This is a genomic window from Pseudoalteromonas sp. UBA6610, from assembly GCF_002433295.1.
GTDB lineage: Bacteria > Pseudomonadota > Gammaproteobacteria > Enterobacterales > Alteromonadaceae > Pseudoalteromonas > Pseudoalteromonas atlantica.
Map to the genome: position 1 here is coordinate 43,277 of NZ_DJHW01000095.1, position 19,772 is coordinate 63,048.

Here is a 19,772-nt window from a genome sequence, read left to right on the forward strand (position 1 = left end):
AAACGTGTTGATAGCTAGGCAAAAAATTTGCTATTTCGTTGTTCTCAGCAATTGCTTCTGCATCCATGCAGTCGTAAATGAAAATTTTTTAACGCACGTAGCGACACGTTTAGCCCCGCAATATGATTAAGTATTATTGTGGATTGGTTTTGAGCCCAAGGGCAGCATAACTAACACCCTAAATAAAAAGGAATAAAATGGACTCGTTAACGCAGGTAGTTTTAGGTAGCGCAGTAGGTTACGCCGTATTAGGTAATAAAATTGGCCGAAAAGCCGCTTTATGGGGTGCTGCTTTAGGTACTTTACCCGACTTAGATGTTTTTATCCCTTATGGCGGGCCAGTGGAGGCATTTACTTATCATCGCGGTTTTAGCCATTCGTTTATTGTGCACTTATTAATTAGCCCCCTTATTGTTTGGCTTATTTTAAAAATACACTCCGGCATGCAAATACATAAAGCGCGCTGGTTTTGGCTGGTATTTTTATGTTTATCAACCCATGCATTACTTGATAGCTTTACAGTATATGGTACGCAATTAATATGGCCGCTTAGCGAGCACCCTTTTGCTATTTCAAATATATTTATAATCGATCCCCTGTACACCCTGCCGTTATTGTTGGCCTTTCTGTGCACTTTAATACCTAAAATACACACACCGCGCATGTATAAAATTAACGCCGCTATGCTTGTGCTCAGTAGCCTTTATTTAAGTAGCTCTCTTATTTTAAAAGTAATAATTAACAATAAAATAGACGCCGCGTTTGCACATAAACACATACACATTAATAACTATGTAAGCACCCCCGCCCCGCTTACAACCTTGCTGTGGCGAGTTGTAGCTATGTCTGATGGGCAATATTACATAAGTTATGCCTCGGTATTTGACTCCCCTGAAGAGGTTACAATAAACCGCTATAACACAAGCCCCGCTTTGCTAAACGATATTAAAAATGAATGGGGCGTACAACGTTTGCAGTGGTTTACTAAAGGTTTTTATAGCGTGAAAGAGCAGCAAAATAAAATTGTTTTATCTGACTTACGTATGGGCATGGAGTGTTATTACGTATTTAATTTTGCAGTTGGTGAAAAAACCAACAAAGGAGTGCAGGTAAGCAACTTTGAAAAACTAAATCAGCGCTCAAATTTAAGTAGCCTAAGTAAAGTGTGGGGTAGAATTTGGAACCCTGATGTCAGTTTAGCCCCGTCCTATGCAGACAAAAACTGTATGAAAACGCCTTAACACTCTGATTATAATTGCATTCATTAATCTGAGCTGGCGTTAAAATATTTAAGTTTGCTTTCGCTAGCTAAAAATTTTAAGTGAAAACAAAACAAATTAGCAGCTTGAGATAATTTTATTATCCAAAGCTCAGGTTGGTGGTTAATTAATAAGGCGCAGCTAAGTGAGCGTTTCACCTGCGCCTAAGTATTAATTTTGGTGCTCGTATTGGCCGCGGTATACCTCAAACACTTTTAAAACAGTGTGCTGTTCTTTATTTAGATTATCAAACCAATCGTCAAATAGTTCGTCGTTATCTTGCTCACTTAACGCCATATATTGTGCTAATAGCTCAATAATATCGTTGTGTGTACAGTCTATTGGATTAATTTGCTCAGATAAGACTGTGTGATCGCGCTCTCTAAGGGTTTCCATCACCCCTTGGTCTATTTGTTCTTGTTGTGCTGCGTCGCTCATAGCTTACCTCTAAACCGTAAAAATTTTCTTGTTAACACTTTTTATATAGTTATAACAGCCTAAAAACTAATAGCCAGTATTTTTGGTTTAAGTGGTTATTTTTTGAATTGTTTGCGCAATTAGCCAGCAAAAATATCAGTAAATGAGAGTAAAAATCATTTGCGCGAATGCCGTAAACGCGATAACCTATAGTTATATTATCACATAACAACTTGAGGCGTATTATGAAACCTAATATCCATCCAGATTACAACGTGGTTGCTTTTCACGATACAGCTGCCGATAGCTACTTCATTATTGGCTCTACCATTAAAACAGACCGCACTATTGAGCTTGAAGGGAAAACGTATCCGTATGTGCCTATTGATGTGTCTAGCGACTCGCACCCGTTTTATACTGGTAAGCAAAAAACAGTGGCTAGTGACGGCCGTGTCGCACAATTTAACCGTCGCTTTAAAAACTTATCTACGCCCAAAAAAGGTGAGTAATGAAAGTATTAAGCTCGCTTAAAAGCGCTAAGCAACGACTAGGATGTCAAATAGTGAAGCGAAAAGGACGTGTTTTTGTAATATGTAAAGACAATCCACGTTTTAAAGCAGTACAAGGAATGAAGAAAAAGTAACACTAATTCCGTGAAGTATACGGGCAAACGATACTTGTTTACCCGTATTTTTTATTTAACAACTACAGAAAACTCAGGTTGGGCCTGAATCACTTTTTTAACAGTACACGTATTAACCGCAGCAATAAGTGCTTTTTTATATTTTTGAGGAAAGCCATCTGGTAAATTAATTTCGATAGAAAATAATTTTTTACCTTCTTCATCTATGTTTTCATTATTTTGCGTAAGCGTCATCCCTTGTGTAGAGATATCGCGTTGCTCACAAAATTTACGTGCATAAAACCCAGCACATAGCACCATGCTTACTAAAAAGTAGTCAAACGGTTCTGGGTGTTCGGCACCGCCACCAGCATTAATACTTTGATCGCTTATTACTTCAAGGTCGCCAAATTTTGCACTTTGTTTTTGACCCTCTAACAATGACACTGAAATTTCCATTACTATTCCTTAATTAATCTGCACCCTAGATAAGAGCTTTACTAAAATATTGAAAAATGAGCATTCAAACTACTTAATCTGCAGCTATACATTTTATTAAAACATCACAAATCTGTGCATCAATAATGCGCTATAGCGAAAAAGTTAGCATATGTAGCGCTGAAATAACTGCTCGACATTAATTTACAAAAAAGCTGAGGTTAATTACCAAACAATAAGTCAAAAAAACCCGGAGGCTCGTGCAACTCATGATACTTCTTGCGTAAATCATCTATATTTTTAAGGGCTGGCTTTGCTGCATCAAGCCCGCGCTCATTCGCTAATTTTTTTGCCAACTTTGCTTGCGCAATAACTTTATCTAGCCCTTGTAGCGACATTTGTGCTTCTTTATGAAAGGTCGCTTTTTTACTGGTTTCAACCAAAGTAATAAACTTATCTATGGCGGTATTAAAGCCACCTATACCTACTGCTTGCACCGCATTTTTATAAGCAAGGCCTGTATTTTTCATATTAACTTCGAGATCAACTTCTTGCTCTGAAATGGCCGCAGTACTAAATACAAAAGTAAAAATTAAAACTAAAAACTTCATGGTAAAACCTATTTATAAAAAACAGTATAAGTGTATCAAATTTACGTAATAAAGTAACTCAAGGTGCATAGGATGCTAGATAACTGTAAAGGGGCTTTACAAAATTATGATACGGCAAGTTTTATAGTGAAAAATTTTCAAATTTAATTTTTATTCTTACTATTTCTCAAAAGTTAACTCATTTAACAAGTTAAATTAAACACATAAACCTTACAAATCCGCCTATAATTAGAGCACCCCATTTAAAGGTTAAAATACACTCAATGGTTATATTTAAGCCATTATCAAATCAAGATGCTCAAAATAAACTCTTTAATATTACCAATACAATTCCAGTGTAAATTAATTGACAGCAATTAATAAGCAAAGCGTAAACACCCATAAAACTTAAACTCCTAACATCACCTCGCTTTATTGTTAATTTAACAACAAATCACCTGTAACTTATTTCATGTTAGTGATTTAGCCTTATTTTAGTTGCTTTTAATAAAATAATACGCATGCAATAATCGCCGGCCCTATAACAAAAGTTATAGGGCTTAGGCTAAATGCACTGTGTATTTAGCTAAAAGATAATGTATTTAATTATTATAAAATCTCCTTTGGGAAACACATGAAACGTCATAATTTACTTTCTACTAGCATTAAATGTGCATTGATTACTGCTGCTGCAACAGCGAGTAATTCTGTACTTGCACAAGATGAGCAAGCGACAAAAATTGAACGCGTTGAAGTAACGGGTTCGCGTATTTTACGTGAAGGCGCTATTGCACCGGCACCAGTAACAGTTATAAGCGGCGAGCAGCTAATTAATACTGGCGCTGTAAACATTGGTGAAGCGCTAAACAACTTACCAGCACTTGGCAATACATATTCAATGGCTAACTCAGGCCGCTTTATTGGTACAGCTGGTTTAAACATTCTTGATTTACGTAACATGGGTACCGACCGTACCTTAGTACTTGTAAACGGTAAACGCCACGTATCTAGCTCGGCGGGCTCTCAAGCTGTTGATACAAATACTATCCCGAGCGTCTGGGTTGAGCGAGTAGAAATTATTACTGGTGGTGCATCAGCTGTATACGGTGCTGATGCGGTTACAGGTGTTGTCAACTTTATATTAAAAGACAACATTGAAGGTATGGATTTTAGCGTTACCCGTGGTTTTGCCGATTTAAACAGCTACAACAACGAAAAAGCAACGTTCTCGTACGGCTCTAATTTTGATAACGACCGTGGTAATGCCGCTTTTGCTATTGAGTACTCAGGCCAAGATTCATTAAATGCACTTGACCACCCTTGGACTAGCACATCTTTTAGCAGCTTACCTAACCAAGCCCAAACGGATGAGAACAAAAATAGTGCTGACTTTCCTGATAAAATTTTAACACCTAATGCGGGTTATTTCGCCATCAATGATGCAGGTGTTTATGCACTTGAAGATCCAAGTAAATTTATTAATAGCTTTAACCCGGATAGCAGTGCTCGTGACTTATACATAGGCAATAACGCAGATCCATATTCATGTGCAGAATGTGACTTTTTTAACCTAGGCCAATTTGAAGAAATACAACCTGAGTTTGAGCGTTACAACGTAAACTTTAAAGTTAACTACGATCTTACCGACGATTTAAACGTCTACTTTGATGCAAAATACGTAAACAGCCAAGGCGAAAGCATAGGTCAACCTGCGTTTTTCTTTTTTGACAGCGACAACAGCATTAAAATTGATAACCCTTACCTAGACCCAGATATCAAAGCGCGTATGCAAGAGGAAGGCGTTGATTCAATCATGGTTAACCGCATGATGAGTGATCTTGGCCGCCGCGTTGAAAATAATACCCGTGAAACAACGCGTTTTGTTACAGGCTTAAAAGGGACTGTGTTTGAAGACTGGGAATTAGATACATCAGTTGTGTATGGTCAAACTGACTTAGAGCGCGAAAATGGCGCTAATATGATTTTAGCCAACTACTTTAATGCCCTTGATGCCGATGAAGATGCAGATGGCAACATCGTATGTCGCAGCGTTGCAGCATAAGCTGATGGCTGTGTACCGGTTAACATTATGGGTTTTGGCGCACCATCTCAACAAGCGATCGATTACATAAATACGGTATCTGTAGGTACGTCAACTATTAAGCAAACCGTGGTTTCTGGTTCACTTGCCAATGGTGCTATATTTGAATTACCAGCAGGTTATGTAGGTGTTGCGTTTGGTGCTGAATACCGTAAAGAAGAAAGCGAAACAAAAGAGCCAGATAACGCAGAAGGTACATTTTTTAACGCTTTAGGCGAAGATAAAGGCTCGTTTAATGTGCGTGAAGTATTTTTTGAAGCGACTATGCCTATTTTAACTGACTTACCGCTTATTCAAGATTTAGTATTTGATACCGCAGTACGTCATGCTGATTACAGCACAATTGGCGAAGCAACTAGCTGGAAACTAGGCCTTGATTGGACTGTTAACGATGAACTACGTGTGCGTGTAACGCAATCTGCAGCACTTCGTGCGCCTAACATAAGTGAAGTATTTGGTGCAGCAAGCCAAACTTTCTACAATGTAGAAGACCCGTGCCGCGCTGAAAACATAGCTAATTTATCAAATGCAGCAACACGCACCGCAAACTGTGCTGCATTAGGTGTTGCAAGTGACTTTAACTCAGGTTACGACTCAGCCTCTTTAGATGGCTTAACAAGCGGTAACCGTGATGTTAAAGGTGAAGAGTCTACAAGTACAACGGTAGGTATTGTTTATCAACCAGAGTTTTTAGAAAACGCTGTGCTTACTATAGATTACTGGGAAATTGATCTAGAAAATGCAATTGACACAATCGACGCGCAAGAAATTCTTGACCGCTGTGTTGATAGCACAACAGGTATAGACAATCAGTACTGTAATTTAATTACACGTAATGCCAGTGGTGAAATTTCGCTAATTCAAAACTCAGTACTTAACGTAGCTGGTCAAAAGGCGTCTGGTGTTGATTTTGAACTAGGCTATGACTTTGATGCGCTAGAAGGTAGCTTTAAAACACGTTTAATTGGTACTTACCTTATTGAACGCAAAGATTACCCGTTCCAGGATGATCCTAGTTCATATATTGAGTACGCAGGTACAACCGGCGAAGCGAAATGGCAGACTAACCTGTCGGTTAGCTATGCAATGGATAACTTTTATTCAACGGTTGAAACACGCTTTATCAGCGAAGTTGATTTATACACAAATGTAGAGCTTGCGAGTAACTCGAACCCAAGTAACCAAATGTCTTACGGTAAATACTTTATTACCGATATGACAGTGGGTTACAACTTCGATAGCGGCTTAGGCGTTAAAGTAGGTGTTGATAACCTATTTAATCGTAAACTTCCGTATGGTACACGCGGGACCGGCGAAAACAGCGCAAGTTACGATAACATTGGCCGCTTTGGCTACATTAACTTAAGCTACAGCTTATAATTAGTAACAACGTTTATTAATTAAGTTAAAGGCTCGCACTGCGAGCCTTTTTATACCAATGCGCTTAATTAGGTGAGCTATTTTGCAAATTGGTATTACTGCACTTTATTTAATATTACTTAACCATACACTTTGATATGGCTCTAACTCTATAGTGAGTTGGTCCTCGGTAATTGTTTCATTAGCCACTAAATCAAACCACTGCTGGGTGTTAATTAAGTTTAAATCTGCAAGGGTAAGTACTTGTGGTTTATCACTTATGTTATAAACACAAAATATACTTTGGCGCCTGTCTATACTTTGCCGCCAAAAACCAAATAACCCCCCCGCTAAGTGCAGCGTAAATTGCGTGGCATTAGGATGAAATGCGCTCTGTTTTTTTCGAATACCTAATAAATGCTTAATACCATTAAACACTTTGTGATGATGGCTATATTTATCACCTAAAGCCGATAATAGTTTTGACTCTTGCCAACGATGACGGTTAATTGCACGGTTATGCTGTGAGTTTTCAAAGCGTTCGTAATCGTTCGTTGTGCCAAGCAAACTATGAATATAAAGCCCAGGGATCCCTTCAAGCGCAAACATAATGGCGTGTGCACACATAAATCGCTCAAGGCCAAACTTATCTTGCCCATTGTGCGTGCCTTGTAATGCATCAAAAAGTGCAATATTTAGCTCATACGGTGTGTGCGTACCATCGTTACTGGTGCGCATTGATACACGCCCACCAAATTGCATAGACGTACTCACCAATGACGCCACTTCGCTTGGTTGTAACAAGCCTTCTATTGGCCTAAGTCCAATGCCATCGTGCGAGGCAATAAAGTTAAAGTATGTGGTGCCGTTTTGCGCAGGCGGCATACTCATCATCCAATGCTTAATGGCTGTGCTATCTCCACTGAGTAATGTATGCAGTAATAAAGGCGGTAAAGCAAAGTTATAAATACTGTGGGCTTCGTTGGCGTTACCAAAGTAAGAGAGGTTTTCTTGGTTTGGTATGTTTGTTTCGGTAATTATGACAACGCTTGGCTCAGTATGCTCTATAAGGGTGCGAATAAGCCTAACAGCTTCATGCGTTTGCGGTAAATTAATGCAATTTGTATTGAGTTGTTTCCATAAAAATGCAACCGCATCTAGCCTGAACAAGCGTACGCCGTTATCTAAATAATGGCGAATAATACTTATAAACTCTTTTAGAACTTCCGGGTTACCAAAATCAAAATCAACTTGGTCGTGGCTAAACGTACACCATACATGTTTTTCGCCGCTTGGTGTGGTTACCGTATTTAATAGCGGTGACGTACGCGGGCGTACTACATTAGATAAATCATCGGTTAAACTTGCCGTTTTAAAGTAATCTTTGCCGGGGTCTAAATCGTTTAAAAAGTTTTCAAACCATACACTTCGGCTAGAACAATGATTAATCACTAAATCTGCCATTAGCTTTACATCTTTGGCAATATTTTTTATATCTTGCCAATCACCTAGCGATTCATTTACTTGCACGTAGTTCATTACCGCAAAGCCTTCATCAGAGCTATACGGGTAAAATGGCAATATATGTAAAGCATTAAGCTGCATATCGCACTGCTCTTTTATAAACCGGTGCAAGGTTTTAAGCGGTGCTTCTACCGGCTTTGCAACAGCTTGGTCTCCCTCATCGTGCTTAATAATAGAGTCGCCATAGGCTATTAATATAATATCTTGCTCGTCCCAACGGTTAGTATGGGGTGTAGGGTCGCGCAGCGGGCTGTCGCCTAAAATTATAGTTATAAGCTGCTCAGCCAGCTCTGTAATACTTAAGGGCAGTTCAACATCTTTATAAATAATATGTAGATGTTGCTCTACCCGCTGTAAAAATAATTCACTTACTGTATTCACACGCGCCCCTTATTATTGTTTTACTTATTCACTAAATTCTTTATTATCAAGATCAACCGCTTCTCTTAAGCGCTCAAAAACATCTGGCATGGCCGATACAACACGGTTCCAACTTGGCACAAATGGCGCTTCCATTGGGTTATCTAAAAAGTGCTGACCTGCTTCCATAACATTTTTGGCAAACATTTCTACGGCCTTTTCCTCTTGGTGCACATCTAAGGTTAAACCATTCATCAGTGCATCGTTATGATACGTTTCTATAAAGTCTAAACCAATACGGTAGTAAGTTGCTTTTAAAGAACGAATTGTTTCGCTGGTAAAAGTAACCCCTTGAGTGGCTAATTTTCTAAATAGTGCCTTGGTTATGTCTATCGACATTTTAGATAAACCGGCGTTTTGGTCATCAAGAGAAAGTTCCTGATGCTTATGATCGTAGTTATCAGCAATATCCACTTGGCATAAGCGATTGTGCGAATAATTACGGTACATTTCACTTAGTACGCCAATTTCAAGGCCCCAATCACTCGGAATACGAATATCGTTTAGCACATCACGTCTAAACGAAAACTCCCCTGCTAACGGGTATCTAAAGGTATCCATGTACTCAAGGTAGTCGGTATTGCCTAAAATAGTTTTGAACGAGCGTAATAACGGCGTTACTAATAAGCGCGATACTCGGCCATTAATTTTGCCGTTTGCAGTACGTGGGTAAAAGCCTTTACAGAATTCATAATTAAAACGAGGGTGTGCTACAGGGTAAATTAAGCGCGCTAACAAACCTCTGTCGTAAGTTAAAATATCGCAGTCGTGCAGTGCTATCGACTCTACCTCTGAGGTGGCTAATTTATAACCCATGCAATACCACACGTTTCTGCCTTTACCAAGTTCACGCGGTGCAACGCCTAGCTCTTGTAATTCTTTATCAAGCGCTTGCAAACGGGGACCATCGTTCCAAAGCACTTTGTGGTTTTGGTTAAGCTCTTTAAAAAAGCCTAAAGCATGGCGGTATTGTGACTCGTCTGCCCTGTCTAAACCTATGGTAATTTGCGATAAATAAGGAACCTCTCTGAGTTCTTTTACAATGTTTTGCAGCGCTGGGCCTTCAAGCTCACTAAACAACGAAGGGAGTATTAACCCCATTGGCCGTTGCTTACTAAAACTAATTAGCTCTTCTTCAAGCGCTTCTACTGGTCTATCGGCGATATTGTGTAAGGTTGTGATGATGCCATTTTGATAAAAATCAGCCATGTGATTTTCGCTCCTCAATAGTATTTAAAATGCTGCTAATACAAGGCAATGTGGTTATTTCTTCAATCCAACCCAGTGGAGCGGGCGATTGCGAATAACGCGCCTTGTTATGTGTTAACTTAACCGGCTTTTTACTGCTTGGGTTATGTATGATAATGGCGATATCAGCTTGCTCTAGCATCTGCTTATCGTTGTCACTATCACCTAGTGCAATTACCGTGAGAGGCTTTCTAAAATGTTGTGAAATTTGTTTAACTAACCACTGCTGTGCAGCGCTTTTATCGGTGTTTTTAGCAATATGTATAAACCGCCCGCCTATTTTTATTTCGTAGCCGAGTGCTTTAACATCGTTTACAAACGCATTAAGTAATTCATCGCTTCCGTGCCAATAAAGTGGGTCTGAAAAATCGCGTGTTTGAGCGCGCCTTGCATGCGCTTCATCAAGCCCGGTGAGGGATGATATTTGCTCGCTCGACAAATCACTAAATAACTTATAATGCGATTTATACTCGCTGCTTAAGGAGTCTAAATCACTAAGTAAGTTAGATAAGGGTGATGCAAATGCATAACACCAATACGCCCCTACTTGCGTGCAGCCAATGGGTTTAAGCTCAAAATAATCTACGGGTAAATAAGCAGCCGCGCCATTTTCAACAATAAAAGGCTGTTGAATATTAAGCTCGTTTTTAAGTTCAACCACTTCGCAAAATGTTTTGCTCGTATTAAACACCACAGGAATGTGGGCTGCTTGTAAGTCTTGCAGCAAGCTACTGATATTTTTAGTGTTGTAATCGGCGTGATCGAGTAACGTGCCATCTAAGTCGGTAAATATAATAGGTTGCAGCGTATTGTCGCTGGTTAAGTGCATAGCACTAATATCGCGATTACTATCAAGCTCTATAAGGGCGTTAGCTTTAGCGCTTAGGGTGTTTAAGTTTTCGCGAGTAATACGCTCAAAATGAGAAATAAAGTGCACCAGTTGCTCATCACTCATGGTGCCATCGCCCTCGCCCTTAGCGGCAATAAGCTTTTGCTCTTGCTCTTGTCGCCACTTAAATACATCTTCAAAGCTCGGCGCTTTGAGCATCACCGTGTAATCTATTTTACTAAACACACTTTTGTATTCATTTGCTAGGCAACTGTTTACACAACGGCGCCACACGCCTTCTTTATCGTGCTGTGTTTCTAACTCGTTTATAGGCTCACTTAAAGAAAATAACGGTTGTGGCTCACTGCCTACACACCAGCCTTCTAAAATAATAATATCAATGGGTTTATTGTTACATTGCCATGTTTGCTCGGGGCTGCAATCGTCGTGATGCTTGTCAAATTTAGGCAAAGGCACGCCAACCTCTTTTGCAAGTAACCGGCTTATGGTGGTATTCATTAACCCTACATCGTGGGTGCCAGGCACACCACGGGTGGCAAATAATGGGTGTACGTCTTTGGCAAGTCCTTGGCGGTGCGCTTTAGATAAGTAAAAATCGTCAATAGAAAGCGCGACACTGGTAAACGGCGTGTTGTTACTAAACCAAGTAACTAAAAAATCTGCGAGGGTGGTTTTTCCTGAACCTTGGCAACCATTTATGGCGACAAAAATAGGGGTGTTATTTTTTTTTGATTCTAGAATATCGTGTGCAAGCGGGATAAAAAATTGCTCACTAAGGTACTGATACTTTAAAGGCAATTGGTGCTTTGCTAAAAATGGGGTTATATCCACAATACTGGCCTCTGACATAGTAACTCCTTATATTATGAAGTAACAAATGCAGGTACTAGACCACTATTATTTTTATTTAATTATTAGTAACTTACAAAAATAGCGCAATTAGTATGCGCTATTTTGGTGCGTAAATTTTACATACAGTGCAAAATTAATCAGTTTCTGGTTCAGCTTTTGGCAATACTAAGTTAAGCACAATACCTAAAATGGCGCACAAGCTAACCCCTTCTAAGCTAAATTGGCTGCCCCCAATGTGCATACCGCCAATACCGCATACTAATATAAGTGCCACAATACTTAAATTACGGGGTGCAGTTAAGTCATCACCAGATTTAACCAACGTATTTAAGCCCACTACCGCAATTGAGCCAAACAACAAAATCATTATGCCGCCCATCACAGGTACAGGAATTGTTTGTAAACCAGCGCCCATTTTTGCCACAAAGGCCAGTACCACAGCAATTATGGCAGTCCACATCATTACTTTAGGGTTAAAGTTTTTGGTCAGCATCACTGCGCCGGTTACTTCAGAGTAAGTCGTGTTTGGCGGGCCACCAAATAAAGAGGCAGCGGCAGTGGCTAAGCCATCACCAAATAAGGTGCGATGTAAGCCTGGTTTTTTTAAAAAGTCTTTATTGGTTACTTGGCTAATAGCCATCATATCGCCAATATGCTCAATAGCAGGTGCAATGGCTACAGGCACCATAAAGAGAACTGCTTGCCACTTAAATTCGGGCCATGTGAAGTTTGGTACAGCCAACCAGCTGGCTTCATTTACGCTACCAAATTCAACCACACCCATTACTAGTGATAAAACATAACCCGATATAACACCGGCTAATATAGGGATCAGCTTATATACACCTTTGCCCCACACAGCAAAAATAAGTGTTACAACAAGAGAAAACAGCGAAATAATAATGGCTTTATCGTAAGCAATAAGTTCAATACTGCCGTCGCCACTTTTACCCATTGCCATATTTACCGCAACCGGTGCAAGGGCTAAACCAATCACCATAATAACGGGGCCGACGACCACAGGCGGCAAAATTTTATGAAGAGTTGCCACCCCTTTAAATTTAACCAATAGCGCTAACAGCATATAAGCACAGCCCGCTGCCATTAAACCACCCATGGTGGCTGGTACGCCCCACATTTGTACTGAGGCAATAATAGGCGCAATAAACGCAAATGATGACGCTAAAAATATAGGCACCTTGCCTTTCGTCACTACCTGAAATAATAAAGTACCTATACCGGCTGTAAACAAAGCGACACTTGGGTCAAGCCCCGTTAATAAAGGCACTAACACTAACGCACCAAATGCTACAAACAACATTTGGGCGCCGGTTAAAATGGTTTTTATAGAAAATGTAGAATTATTTTGCACTGTTAAACCTTAGTAAACCGTACCGAAAATTTTGTCACCTGCATCACCAAGCCCTGGGATAATGTAACCCTTTTCATTTAAATGGCTATCAACTGAGGCAGTAAAAATCTCAATATCAGGGTGAGCGGCTAATGTTTTTTCAACACCCTCAGGTGCAGCAACCAGTACAATTACTTTAATGTCTTTACAGCCGGCTTTTTTAAGCATATCGATAGTAGCAATCATTGAGCCGCCAGTTGCAAGCATTGGGTCTATAACTAAGCTTAAGCGCTCATCAATATTGCCTACTAACTTTTCAAAGTAAGGTACTGGCTCAAGCGTTTCTTCGTTACGCTCAAGGCCCACTACACTTACCTTAGCCGCTGGGAGTAATGACATTACGCCATCCATCATGCCAAGGCCTGCGCGTAAAATAGGCACAACAGTAATTTTTTTGCCTTTAATGTGCTCTACTTTTAATTTGTTGCCGTCCCAGCCAGTAATTTCGTTATCTTCTAACTGTAGGTTTTTAGTTGCTTCGTAGGTTAATAAGGTACCTACCTCAGAGCATAATTCACGAAAGCTTTTAGTACTTATACCGTGAGCGCGCATTAAGCCTAATTTGTGTTGAACTAGAGGGTGTGAAATTACGTGAATTGACATGATAAAAACCTACTGATACTAGAATTGGCGGTATTTTATATTAAAAAAGGTCATTTGACCTGCAATTTTAAATAAGTTTTCATAGATCGTGCCAAAATGTATTGATTTGCTTGATATTTATGCAAGCAATACGCTACTTTATGTTTATAAGTTGTTATCTGATAACGTTATATTTACTTGCGCCATCATGTAGCTATTTATTTTAAAATGAGTTGGGCTCCAACCCGCTAAAAAACGATAAAAGTCGGCCCAAGCTAATGGCCATAATGCATGCCACTTTGCAATCACGTCAGCGGCATTTATTTGCGGTTGATACACTAAAAGCGCATTTTTTAATTGGCTAAAGTAGTAACGTAAATACTCATCGGCGCAGGTATGTAATTGCTCGTTGCTTAAGCAGCTGGTCATAAAATACATTACATCGCAAATCCCTACCCCAGCCCCTACATACTGAAAGTCATAAGCGAGTATTTCACTTTGCTCATTTGCAGCAAAATTGGCAAGCTTAGCATCGCCATGTATCAAGGTTTTGTAGTGTGATGCTTGCAGTTTTTTATCAATTTTATGAGCCGCATTTTTAATATCGGACTTTTTGTCAGCGCTTGGTTTTAACTTATTAAACTCATCTGGCCGTGTGCTCAAATGCCAATAGTTCCCTTCTTGCCATAAGCCCTTTGCAGGCTTATTTAAATTAAAGGCATGAAAAGATGCTAACCAGTTTAGTATTGCCTTTATATGCTGGGAGCTTGCTTGAGCAAAACCATATTGAGTAAAGTTTTTAAATACTAACGCATAATCATCACCATCATTAATTGCATTAATACAGGTAATACTTTTAGCGCTTGTCGGTAAGTACGCGCTGTATAACCTATAAAAATTATATTCAACTTTATAAGACTGCTGCTTTCTCTTTAATGCAAATTCGCTTTGCTTAATTTTTGGATGGTTTATGTAGCGTGGTATTTTTATCGCTTTAATAACACATGGCTCGGCATCAAGCATGCACTCGACAATACTGCCACACCCGCTCCAAAGCGATGTTAGCGTATCGCCCATTTCAATGTGTTTAAAATGAGGCTGTAAAAGAGGAAGATAAAATGCCATTGCTATATTAAGTCATTAAGTTTTTTATAGTTTAACATTAGAAGGTATTTTTAATAAAACGATAGCATCCATAAGCCCATTTCTTTTTAAAGTGACACCCACCTTAATTTCTACAAAGTGAATTACAAAAAGTTAAAGTTACCTAATGAATTTATGTTTTTTAACTGTCCAAAAATAATTTGAGTTTTAAAATAGAGGTATTACTAAATAAAGCTCAAATGGCAGCCACAAAAAAACCTACATTATGTAGTTGGAGTGCTCAAAAAGTGATTTGGCTCTAAGCGAATAACTTTGCGCAGTTACTGATATTCGCTCGCCGCTTTCGGTTTAAGTTTTCGCAATACCCTTCTTGTGAGGCAGGCCTGCCCACTGCACCATGAAATACGCGCGTAAATTGTGTGGTGAGTTTTAACCAGTTTTCTGATGATATATTAAGCCTTTCTAGCAAAGGAAGGGTCATATTATCTATATGCCCGTGCTTATCCTCTCGCATTACTCGCCCTGTTAGCTCAACAAGTTCAAGGTACGATTTAAGCTCAAACGGCAGCCCTTTAGGCATTACTTGACGTGACATGCCTGCAAAGCGAAGTAGTTGCTTTGGCTGCTTGCCTTCTTTTGCACATATTAAGCGTGCTTGAGCGCTGGTATGGTCTGACTCTTCTGGCGTGTTAGCCATCTTGGCTCTAATGGGGTTTAAATCTACATAGGCCATACACGCTGCAATTGCGGCTTCATCAAGTAAAGCTTGCGATTTGAACCTACCTTCCCAGAACCTCCCTGTGCAATTATCTTCTTTATTTGCTCTACGCGCTATATTTTCATTTAACAGGCGCATAAACCAGCTGATACTTGCTAAACGTTCTCGGTATTGTTTTACCGTTTGATTGAAAAAAATGAGTTCAACTTTACTTAGCTTCTCGCCTTGTATGAATTTTTGCGTTAACAATGTGCCTTTACAGAGTTTATGCCAGCGAATAACAATCGCTTTATCATTCAGCCTATTTGCTTTTTTATCATCTACATACAGTACTAAATGGGTATGATTGCTCATTACGGCATAAGCGCACACATCAATACAAAATACCTTAGCTAATTCACCCAGCTTATCTTCAACCCATCCTCGTCGATGCTCGTAAGATTGACCAGTGAAACGGTCTTCGCCACATAAAAATGCACGACGAACACACCGTGAAATACAGTGATAGTATTTTGTATCAACCAAACTTACTTGTCGCTTTCTTGCAATTGCCATATGACACTCTGCTTGTTTTTTGCACTAAATAAAAGCTAGCCTCTAATTGCGTTAAATGCAAAATTTAAGATGGGTGTCTAGTTTATTGGTTTTAATGCAAAATTTAAGATGGGTGTCTAGTTTATTGGTTTTTGGATCAATATTCATTACGGGAGATGAACCGCCCATTGCGGACCCGTATGATGGGTGGTGTGGGGGCTGGAGGTTAGAGACCTCCGGCTACCCGATTATGCAGCATTTAACCTAAACTTGCATGTTGTAACTAAGCCAGTATGAAGCTCTTTACCTTGAAAACGTTCGATAGGTAGAAATAACCATTTTTTAACTGAGTTCTTACATTGTTTGTAGAAGTTATTATTAGTACACTCGATTAGAGTCAGGTTAGCAGGAACAGCTCCTTTACCTTGATTTTCGAGATCAAATGACAATTTACAATCACCCTCAATATTATTTTTTGCTTCTTCAACTGGGTACAAAGGCTCAATATAAATTAAGGGTTTGATATGTACTCTATTTTCTATCGCTGTTTCGAAAATTGATGGTTCACTTTTGATATTAGTTTTATCTGTCGATGCACAACCAAACAAAAATAGTAGTATCAAAACACCTAAACATATCCTCATCACCAGACTCTCCTTGCTGCATAACGCCTCAATCAAAGGCAAAAAATAGTTGGTTAAAATTAGCGACGCAGGAGCAAAACCAACTGTTTTTTGTCCCGCTGAATTGACTTGTTAGAGGCACGGATCTTCAGAGCTTAAAATCTCTGCGTACCACTTTTCTTTGTAGAGAGCTTCAATTGCACCACACTCGAGTTCATCATTTAAATAAACAGGAAATTTTTCCCAGTAACTAATTTCAAGACCTCCACCAGATACTGCAATACCTCTCCTGTTTATGAATATACTCGCAACAAAATTTCCATCATCGAATGTATGCGCAACAGCTAGAACAACACCAAGGCTTGTTAGCTTACTTTGTATTTCTTTTATTTTGGTTTCTTGAGACGAACTGTTTTCACAGTTTTGACTGATATATTTCATTGAGCCGAGTTCAACTCTACGTAAACATTTGTCGCTCTTAAATAATTCAACGATAGAAGTTATTTCAGTTTCATTTACCTTAAACCAGTCATCAACATCACTGATTTCCATATCAACACCTTCTGTACCACATCCTGATAGCAAGAATAGGGCTAGAAAAATGGTTGCTAACTTCATAGTGCCTCTAACACCTTAATAAACGGCGGAAAATAGCTGGCTAAACTAAGCGAAGAATGAGCGCAAGCCTGCTGTTTTGCGTCCACGGTTTAATTAATTTGTTAGGGTTACAAAACATCTTTTTTGATTGAGTGTGCTTCAAGTTCCTTTGCTATTAAATTTCGATCCATATCTTCAGGTAATAAGAATGTGATTTCACTATCATCAGTAAACTTAAAAACGATGCCGTTAAATATAAACCTGTACGAAGAGATCAGCTCCCAAGGTATCGAAGTTATATTATCTGCTTTGATTCTGACAAGGCCTTTGGGACCGGAATCAATTTTGACTGGTGACAGCCACGTGACCGTATACAAAACCCAAGCTAAAGTGAAACCTAGCACAGGAGCAATCCAAATTGTTTTAGCTAGATGACTGATAAAGTCATCTTTAGTCAACAGGCTTACAACTGCCAAAAAAACGAAAAACAACGTCCATAGTAAGCAGCTTATTAACACCCCCTTTGAAATGAGGCTATATTTCTCTTGGTTTTGGATTGATTTAATCCAAGGTTCAGTCCACTTCATTGCCTGATTGTAACCCTAACGCTCGGCTAAACGGCGCGAACGTAGTGAGCGTCCGGCGGAGTGAAACGTAGCGAATTTAAGCCGCTTGTTAGAATTCAATTTCCCCATACTTTTCATCTATTTCTTTTAAAGCAGTCAACCTTTGTTCCTGTGTAGATTTTTTTATACCGCTCTCAAATAGATTTTGTAGCTCCTTGTTTTCTAGCGATTGAGCAAATGTTCGATGGCTATGAGTCCCTGCGCAGAAACTTAAAGCCTCTTTCTCATCGGCATCGTCAGGAAAAAAGTCATATTCAAACAATCCTAATGCGACAAGGTACGAATGCCAGGTGTGATCTTCAACTGGGACTGCGGCCATTCTCTCCACATCCATTTTGGTCGTGTCTAACGGATATGGTTCTTTTAAAGTCCAGTGAGGTCTAATCGACCTGTCGAAAAACTTCAATACGTCACTGTACGTGTCAATTGAGTCAATTTCTTTTTGTGCCTCGGGTTCATTTGAAGATAGGTAGAGGCTTTTAACTAAGTTTTCTAGCTTTTTGCCAGATGAACTCAGCCCTTCAATTAGATGATTTGTCGCGTCAATTTGTGATTTCACTTCTCTCGACTTCAGCAGATCAAAGAACATACCCGCCCATTGCTTCCTCAAATGGTTTTCTATTTCTGAAAAGCTTTCAAAACCCTCAAAGGCATTGTTGGTTGGTGACCTTCGAACGTCATCTATAAAAGAGAAAATATTCAAGGCATACTCTTGTTTCTCGATAGCAGGATACTCAATGTCAGAAGCAAATTCTTTTTTCTTATTTTGTTGATAAATATGATGATTTGAAAGAACACCTTTTCTTACATATGTAAAAACCGGAATTCCACTTTCCCTTGCTGCCAAATACTCAGCATTAGTAATGGATTTTTTTCTATCCGCAATGTACTCGCCCCCAAATCGCCCTCCAATTACTAAAATAAAAATCTGACAATTCGATATCTCGTGTATACATGATTCATGAGTATGTAATTCCGGGTGATAGAACACATCTCCATTCTCACTGAGTACAGCTTCAAATCCGAATGATTGAATAAAGCGTCTTAGTTGCTCTCGTATTTCACCCAGATCGAAACAGGTAGAGCTAACGAATACTTTTGGGGTTGCCATGTAACTTCCTTTTGGATTCTAACGCCTCATTAAGAGGCTAAAAATAGTTGGTTAAAATAAGCGAGGTATGAGCAAAAACCAACTGTTTTTTGTCCTGCTTTAATGACTTGTTATAAGCCACTTACCCTACACCTATTTCTTAATGTTTTTTGGTATAAAACCAAGTAGTTGTTCAGTGCTTTGAATCGTTAGCCGTTGCTCTGGAAACTGGTGCAATTTAATATTTAAGTACTCAGTGCCAGAAATTAATTTACCTACTCGTTTAAGAAAACTAGGCGTTTTATCAGAAAACAAACCACTTTCCGATGTCATAGCCTCAATGTCTTGCCAAGGAATAAACAAGTTTTTATGACCAAACTTAAAAGGAAAAAGTACTCTTAAATAAACTCCTTTGCTGTTTGCTGCAACTTTCAAAATACCATTATGTCTTGTTTTGCCGATATACCCATTTCCAGTTTGGAAATTTTCGTCTGGATTATCGTATTTATTATTTCCATACTTTTTAGCTAAATTTTGCCAGCCACTTTCTTTTCCTAACGTATAAGAGACACCAAACCAACCAGCTATAAAAACGATAACAAACCAGTGGGAGGTTAAAAAAGATTCTAATAAGTCCTGAAAATTGGTTACATACTCTTGAGCGATAGGAGGTATTTCACCACCAGTGCCTGAGTAGAAAGAAAGGATGAAAAATGAAAAAAATGAAACAGCCCAAATTAATCCAATAAACTTTAAAATAATCTTCATACTATCCTTGTGGCTTATAACAATTTTGTCTACGACATT

The 19,772-nt window shown here is 39.1% G+C and carries 18 protein-coding genes and 1 pseudogene; 4 read left to right on the forward strand and 15 right to left on the reverse strand.

Going from position 1 to position 19,772, the window contains the following annotated elements; translation table 11 throughout:
- Positions 1 to 197: 197 nt before the first annotated feature.
- Complete coding sequence (locus B4F91_RS12860) at positions 198 to 1,241, forward strand: metal-dependent hydrolase (RefSeq protein WP_286936551.1); 1,044 nt, start codon at positions 198 to 200, stop codon at positions 1,239 to 1,241.
- Positions 1,242 to 1,430: 189 nt separating this feature from the next.
- Here the strand turns inward: B4F91_RS12860 and B4F91_RS12865 are convergent, their stop codons facing one another.
- Positions 1,431 to 1,697: a hypothetical protein gene (locus B4F91_RS12865; protein WP_024031803.1), complete on the reverse strand. Its 267-nt coding sequence runs from the start codon at positions 1,695 to 1,697 to the stop codon at positions 1,431 to 1,433.
- A gap of 224 nt (positions 1,698 to 1,921) precedes the next feature.
- On the opposite strand from B4F91_RS12865, the gene B4F91_RS12870 reads away from it, so the two are divergent.
- Together B4F91_RS12870 and ykgO are read left to right on the forward strand one after the other, a co-directional pair.
- On the forward strand, positions 1,922 to 2,185 hold the full coding sequence (locus B4F91_RS12870; RefSeq protein ID WP_286936550.1) for a type B 50S ribosomal protein L31: 264 nt from the start codon (positions 1,922 to 1,924) through the stop codon (positions 2,183 to 2,185).
- Positions 2,185 to 2,319, forward strand: coding sequence for a type B 50S ribosomal protein L36 (gene ykgO, locus B4F91_RS12875; protein WP_286936548.1), 135 nt, complete (start codon positions 2,185 to 2,187; stop codon positions 2,317 to 2,319). Before B4F91_RS12870 ends, ykgO begins: the two co-directional genes overlap by 1 nt.
- Before the next feature lie 51 nt (positions 2,320 to 2,370).
- On the opposite strand, the gene B4F91_RS12880 is transcribed toward ykgO, so the two are convergent.
- Positions 2,371 to 2,757 (reverse strand): OsmC family protein, encoded by a 387-nt coding sequence (locus tag B4F91_RS12880; RefSeq protein WP_273588454.1) that lies wholly within the window; start codon positions 2,755 to 2,757, stop codon positions 2,371 to 2,373.
- 200 nt (positions 2,758 to 2,957) lie between these two features.
- Positions 2,958 to 3,347, reverse strand: a complete 390-nt coding sequence (locus B4F91_RS12885; RefSeq protein WP_024031804.1) for a cytochrome b562 — start codon at positions 3,345 to 3,347, stop codon at positions 2,958 to 2,960.
- Between the two features lie 613 nt (positions 3,348 to 3,960).
- On the opposite strand from B4F91_RS12885, the pseudogene B4F91_RS12890 reads away from it, so the two are divergent.
- Positions 3,961 to 6,807 (forward strand): annotated as a pseudogene (locus B4F91_RS12890) (TonB-dependent receptor domain-containing protein).
- A gap of 105 nt (positions 6,808 to 6,912) precedes the next feature.
- Here B4F91_RS12890 and B4F91_RS12895 read toward each other — a convergent pair.
- The 12 genes from B4F91_RS12895 to B4F91_RS12950 all read right to left on the reverse strand — a co-directional run.
- Positions 6,913 to 8,691 (reverse strand): sugar phosphorylase, encoded by a 1,779-nt coding sequence (locus tag B4F91_RS12895; protein WP_004586493.1) that lies wholly within the window; start codon positions 8,689 to 8,691, stop codon positions 6,913 to 6,915.
- A 24-nt stretch (positions 8,692 to 8,715) separates the two neighbouring features.
- Positions 8,716 to 9,939, reverse strand: a complete 1,224-nt coding sequence (locus B4F91_RS12900) for a hypothetical protein (protein ID WP_029771978.1) — start codon at positions 9,937 to 9,939, stop codon at positions 8,716 to 8,718.
- Positions 9,932 to 11,677 carry an HAD-IIB family hydrolase gene (locus B4F91_RS12905; protein WP_286936545.1) on the reverse strand — a complete coding sequence of 582 codons (1,746 nt, stop codon included), beginning with the start codon at positions 11,675 to 11,677 and terminating at the stop codon, positions 9,932 to 9,934. Before B4F91_RS12905 ends, B4F91_RS12900 begins: the two co-directional genes overlap by 8 nt.
- 136 nt (positions 11,678 to 11,813) lie before the next feature.
- Positions 11,814 to 13,052, reverse strand: coding sequence for a uracil-xanthine permease family protein (locus B4F91_RS12910; RefSeq protein WP_055254010.1), 1,239 nt, complete (start codon positions 13,050 to 13,052; stop codon positions 11,814 to 11,816).
- A gap of 9 nt (positions 13,053 to 13,061) precedes the next feature.
- Positions 13,062 to 13,694, reverse strand: coding sequence for a uracil phosphoribosyltransferase (gene upp / locus B4F91_RS12915; protein WP_004586497.1), 633 nt, complete (start codon positions 13,692 to 13,694; stop codon positions 13,062 to 13,064).
- Between the two features lie 144 nt (positions 13,695 to 13,838).
- On the reverse strand, positions 13,839 to 14,798 hold the full coding sequence (locus B4F91_RS12920) for a phosphotransferase (RefSeq protein WP_096042928.1): 960 nt from the start codon (positions 14,796 to 14,798) through the stop codon (positions 13,839 to 13,841).
- A gap of 277 nt (positions 14,799 to 15,075) precedes the next feature.
- The gene (locus tag B4F91_RS12925; RefSeq protein ID WP_286936542.1) at positions 15,076 to 16,050 is read right to left on the reverse strand and encodes a transposase; all 975 of its coding nucleotides are present in this window, start codon (positions 16,048 to 16,050) and stop codon (positions 15,076 to 15,078) included.
- A 227-nt stretch (positions 16,051 to 16,277) separates the two neighbouring features.
- Positions 16,278 to 16,673: an energy transducer TonB gene (locus B4F91_RS12930; protein WP_024031813.1), complete on the reverse strand. Its 396-nt coding sequence runs from the start codon at positions 16,671 to 16,673 to the stop codon at positions 16,278 to 16,280.
- Positions 16,674 to 16,784: 111 nt separating this feature from the next.
- Positions 16,785 to 17,270 (reverse strand): hypothetical protein, encoded by a 486-nt coding sequence (locus B4F91_RS12935; protein WP_286936540.1) that lies wholly within the window; start codon positions 17,268 to 17,270, stop codon positions 16,785 to 16,787.
- A 107-nt stretch (positions 17,271 to 17,377) separates the two neighbouring features.
- Entirely contained in the window at positions 17,378 to 17,836 is a 459-nt protein-coding gene (locus tag B4F91_RS12940; protein WP_174169333.1) for a hypothetical protein, read from the reverse strand.
- A gap of 88 nt (positions 17,837 to 17,924) precedes the next feature.
- Positions 17,925 to 18,986: a DUF4062 domain-containing protein gene (locus B4F91_RS12945; protein WP_286936537.1), complete on the reverse strand. Its 1,062-nt coding sequence runs from the start codon at positions 18,984 to 18,986 to the stop codon at positions 17,925 to 17,927.
- 132 nt (positions 18,987 to 19,118) lie between these two features.
- A partial coding sequence (locus B4F91_RS12950; protein WP_286936535.1) for a hypothetical protein occupies positions 19,119 to 19,772 on the reverse strand: 654 nt, incomplete at its 5' end.

Coding starts and splice junctions, on each gene's coding strand:
- B4F91_RS12905 (WP_286936545.1), bottom strand. CDS start 11,677: ATGTCAGAGGCCAGTATTGTGGATATAACCCCATTTTTAGCAAAGCAC.
- B4F91_RS12930 (WP_024031813.1), bottom strand. CDS start 16,673: ATGAGGATATGTTTAGGTGTTTTGATACTACTATTTTTGTTTGGTTGT.
- B4F91_RS12885 (WP_024031804.1), bottom strand. CDS start 3,347: ATGAAGTTTTTAGTTTTAATTTTTACTTTTGTATTTAGTACTGCGGCC.
- B4F91_RS12860 (WP_286936551.1), top strand. CDS start 198: ATGGACTCGTTAACGCAGGTAGTTTTAGGTAGCGCAGTAGGTTACGCC.
- B4F91_RS12940 (WP_174169333.1), bottom strand. CDS start 17,836: ATGAAGTGGACTGAACCTTGGATTAAATCAATCCAAAACCAAGAGAAA.
- ykgO (WP_286936548.1), top strand. CDS start 2,185: ATGAAAGTATTAAGCTCGCTTAAAAGCGCTAAGCAACGACTAGGATGT.
- B4F91_RS12865 (WP_024031803.1), bottom strand. CDS start 1,697: ATGAGCGACGCAGCACAACAAGAACAAATAGACCAAGGGGTGATGGAA.
- B4F91_RS12945 (WP_286936537.1), bottom strand. CDS start 18,986: ATGGCAACCCCAAAAGTATTCGTTAGCTCTACCTGTTTCGATCTGGGT.
- B4F91_RS12920 (WP_096042928.1), bottom strand. CDS start 14,798: ATGGCATTTTATCTTCCTCTTTTACAGCCTCATTTTAAACACATTGAA.
- B4F91_RS12935 (WP_286936540.1), bottom strand. CDS start 17,270: ATGAAGTTAGCAACCATTTTTCTAGCCCTATTCTTGCTATCAGGATGT.
- B4F91_RS12900 (WP_029771978.1), bottom strand. CDS start 9,939: ATGGCTGATTTTTATCAAAATGGCATCATCACAACCTTACACAATATC.
- B4F91_RS12925 (WP_286936542.1), bottom strand. CDS start 16,050: ATGGCAATTGCAAGAAAGCGACAAGTAAGTTTGGTTGATACAAAATAC.
- upp (WP_004586497.1), bottom strand. CDS start 13,694: ATGTCAATTCACGTAATTTCACACCCTCTAGTTCAACACAAATTAGGC.
- B4F91_RS12880 (WP_273588454.1), bottom strand. CDS start 2,757: ATGGAAATTTCAGTGTCATTGTTAGAGGGTCAAAAACAAAGTGCAAAA.
- B4F91_RS12870 (WP_286936550.1), top strand. CDS start 1,922: ATGAAACCTAATATCCATCCAGATTACAACGTGGTTGCTTTTCACGAT.